Here is a 2772-nt window from a genome sequence, read left to right as displayed (position 1 = left end):
ATTTAATACTACATTAATTGGTAATGATAGTAATGTAATAATCATCGTTGTTCGAGTTTTTCCTAATGCATCAATAAATCCACGTAAAACGGTGTAAGTAAATAAAGGGATAATTCCAATCGCGATAATAATTAAAAATTGTGCTGCAATACGTTCCACGGGTTCTTCTAATTGCATGCCATTTAAAATAGGTGAAACAGCGAAGAATCCGATAAGGATAACAACGAAACTAGCACAAATTGCTAAATATACTGCTTGTATGACAATGTGGGGAACGTCCTCCTTTTTCTTTGATCCAACGAGCTGTGCAACAATAGGAGTAGTAGCCATTAAAATTCCTGTTAAGCCGGTACTAACGGGAAGCCATATACTTGTTCCGATAGCAACACCCGCTAAATCAATAGGACTCGCATGTCCTGACATTGTCGTATCAAAAAAGCTCATCGCAAATAATGACATTTGCGTTACAAAAATCGGGAAAAAGAGTAATAAAAATTGCTTTAACTTTTGTGAGAATGAAGTAGTTTCTTTCATAAAATCCCCTTTCAACGTAAAAAACAAACTCTTATTATCATACAATTTAATTAAAAAATAGAAAAGAAATAAGCGTATACAACAAATGAAATCAATAAAAAAAGGATGCACTTTGAAAAGGGATAAGGTATTATGATAAGGTGTGAAAAAATTACATATTCGTTATTAAGGAGGCACTACTTGTGGCTGATTGGCTAATTGGATTAATCATGGGTGCTGTTGAAGGTTTAACAGAGTTTTTACCAGTATCATCAACAGGACATATGATTTTAACAGGACACTTAATTGGATTTGAAGACGATAGAGCGAAAGTTTTCGAAGTTGTTATTCAGTTGGGATCGATTTTAGCAGTTGTTGTTATATTTTGGAAACGTTTATGGTCATTAGTTGGAATAGGGAAAGTAACTGATGGACCATCTTTAAATTTATTACATATTATTATCGGGATGATTCCTGCCGGCATACTCGGCGTACTATTCCATAGCGCAATTAAAGAAGTTTTATTCGGTCCAGGACCGGTTGTTATTAGCTTAGTAGCTGGTGGTATTTTAATGATTGTTGCTGAGAAGTTTTCAAAACCAAGTACAGCAAGAACGTTAGATGAAATCACATATAAGCAAGCATTTACAATCGGAATGTTCCAATGTTTAGCACTTTGGCCAGGGTTTTCTCGTTCTGGATCAACAATAAGTGGTGGTTTATTAGCACGTGTTTCGCATACAGCGGCAGCGGAATATACATTTATTTTAGCGGTGCCAATGATGGTAGCTGCAAGTGCCTTAGATTTAATTAAAAGCTGGGATATATTAAGCGCGGCTGATATACCGTTATTTGCAACTGGATTTATTACAGCATTCGTTGTTGCGATGCTTGCAATTGTTTCATTCTTAAAATTATTAGGTCGTGTAAAACTAACACCGTTCGCTTACTACCGTTTCATTTTAGCTGCGGTATTCTATTTCTTCATTATGTAAGTATAAAATATCAGCAATACCCTATAGAATAGACACTTGAAAAAAAAGTCTACTCTGTAGGGTATTTTTTTATAGAGAGAGAAAAATGAAACTTTTACCTTCAATTACTTGTATTTCACCATGTGAAATATGCCATAATGATTTCGTTATAATAATTTTAAGGAAATCGATAGGGTATTTGAGAGGAGCAATTTAGTGAGTTTTGCAATAGAAATAGTAATTCCAGCACCAATTGATGTTGTATTTGATTATGTACACAATGACGAGAAAATACTAGAATGGGAGTACCTTTATGGTAGAAAATAGGTATCCTTCAAATATAGATGTTGAAAACCCTCGTGAAGGTGACAAATATATATCTGTGCAAAAGATGGGGAAGAAAATATATGAATTTGAGGCGGAAATTTTAGAGTATGATGAACCGTATATCGTTTCAGTTGGATGTGAGATGAAGCAAGGTTATACAGCTGCAACTTATATGTTAGAAGAGGATGAAGAAGGTACATCTCTTACTTTAATCGTAGAATTTGAACCGAAGAATTTTTTATATAAAATTATGTACAAGTTGACTGGGTGGATGACACGTGGAATATACATGGGTGAAATGGAACGTTTAGCAGCGTGCGTAGATGCTGTATATTCTCAGAAAAAAGGATTATAATTTAGTAAAATAAAAAACCTGCCGAAATCGGCAGGTTTTTTATTTTACTACTTTCTCAATCATACTTTCCATTACATGTTCCCAAAGAGAAGTATCATCAGCTAATGTAGCACGGAAATTAGCATACATTTCTTTTTGTTTCTCTTCGAATGTTGGATCTTCTTTTTCAGGTAATGTAGCGCGCATTGAAGTTACTAATTCTTGTACTTTTGGAGCGCGTGGTCCAAAGACGGCTTGTTCATTTCCGTCTTTATCAATGAAAATAAAGATTGGAATCGCACGTGCTGTTCCGTTTGTTAAGTATTGATCCATTAACTCTAAGTTTTCATCGCGAATTAATAAACGCATATCAATATTTGCAACTTCAGAAATTCGTTTCATAACAGGTACACATAAAAGAGCGTCGCCGCACCAGTCAGCTGTTAATACGATAACGCGCCAGCCATCATTTTGACGTTCTTCTAAAACTGGAAGTAATTCATTTGGAATTAAAAAGTTATTGTAAATGTGTAGTAGCTCGTATTGGTTTACTTTCATTTCATTCACATATGTATCAAAGGACATGCCTTTATCAGCCCATTGTAGTAAGTTCATAAGTAACAC

At 34.6% G+C, this 2772-nt stretch carries 3 protein-coding genes and 1 pseudogene; 2 read left to right on the top strand and 2 right to left on the bottom strand.

From position 1 onward, the window contains the following. Positions 1-534 (bottom strand): MATE family efflux transporter (locus AC1DJR_RS24970; RefSeq protein WP_477003761.1); only part of this gene is annotated, 534 nt, incomplete at its 3' end. A gap of 182 nt (positions 535-716) precedes the next feature. Between AC1DJR_RS24970 and uppP the strand changes: the two genes are divergently transcribed. Together uppP and AC1DJR_RS24960 are read left to right on the top strand one after the other, a co-directional pair. Beyond that, complete coding sequence (uppP, locus tag AC1DJR_RS24965; protein ID WP_002086752.1) at positions 717-1508, top strand: bacitracin resistance undecaprenyl-diphosphatase; 792 nt, start codon at positions 717-719, stop codon at positions 1506-1508. A 195-nt stretch (positions 1509-1703) separates the two neighbouring features. Next, positions 1704-2169 (top strand): annotated as a pseudogene (locus AC1DJR_RS24960) (SRPBCC family protein). A gap of 39 nt (positions 2170-2208) precedes the next feature. Here the strand turns inward: AC1DJR_RS24960 and AC1DJR_RS24955 are convergent. Beyond that, positions 2209-2772: thioredoxin family protein (locus AC1DJR_RS24955; RefSeq protein ID WP_477003760.1), on the bottom strand; the 564-nt coding region annotated here is incomplete at its 5' end.

This window comes from Bacillus sp. 05T31, assembly GCF_056396725.1.
Note: the sequence above shows the minus strand (reverse complement) of the source record. Positions and strands in the feature narration are given on the sequence as shown.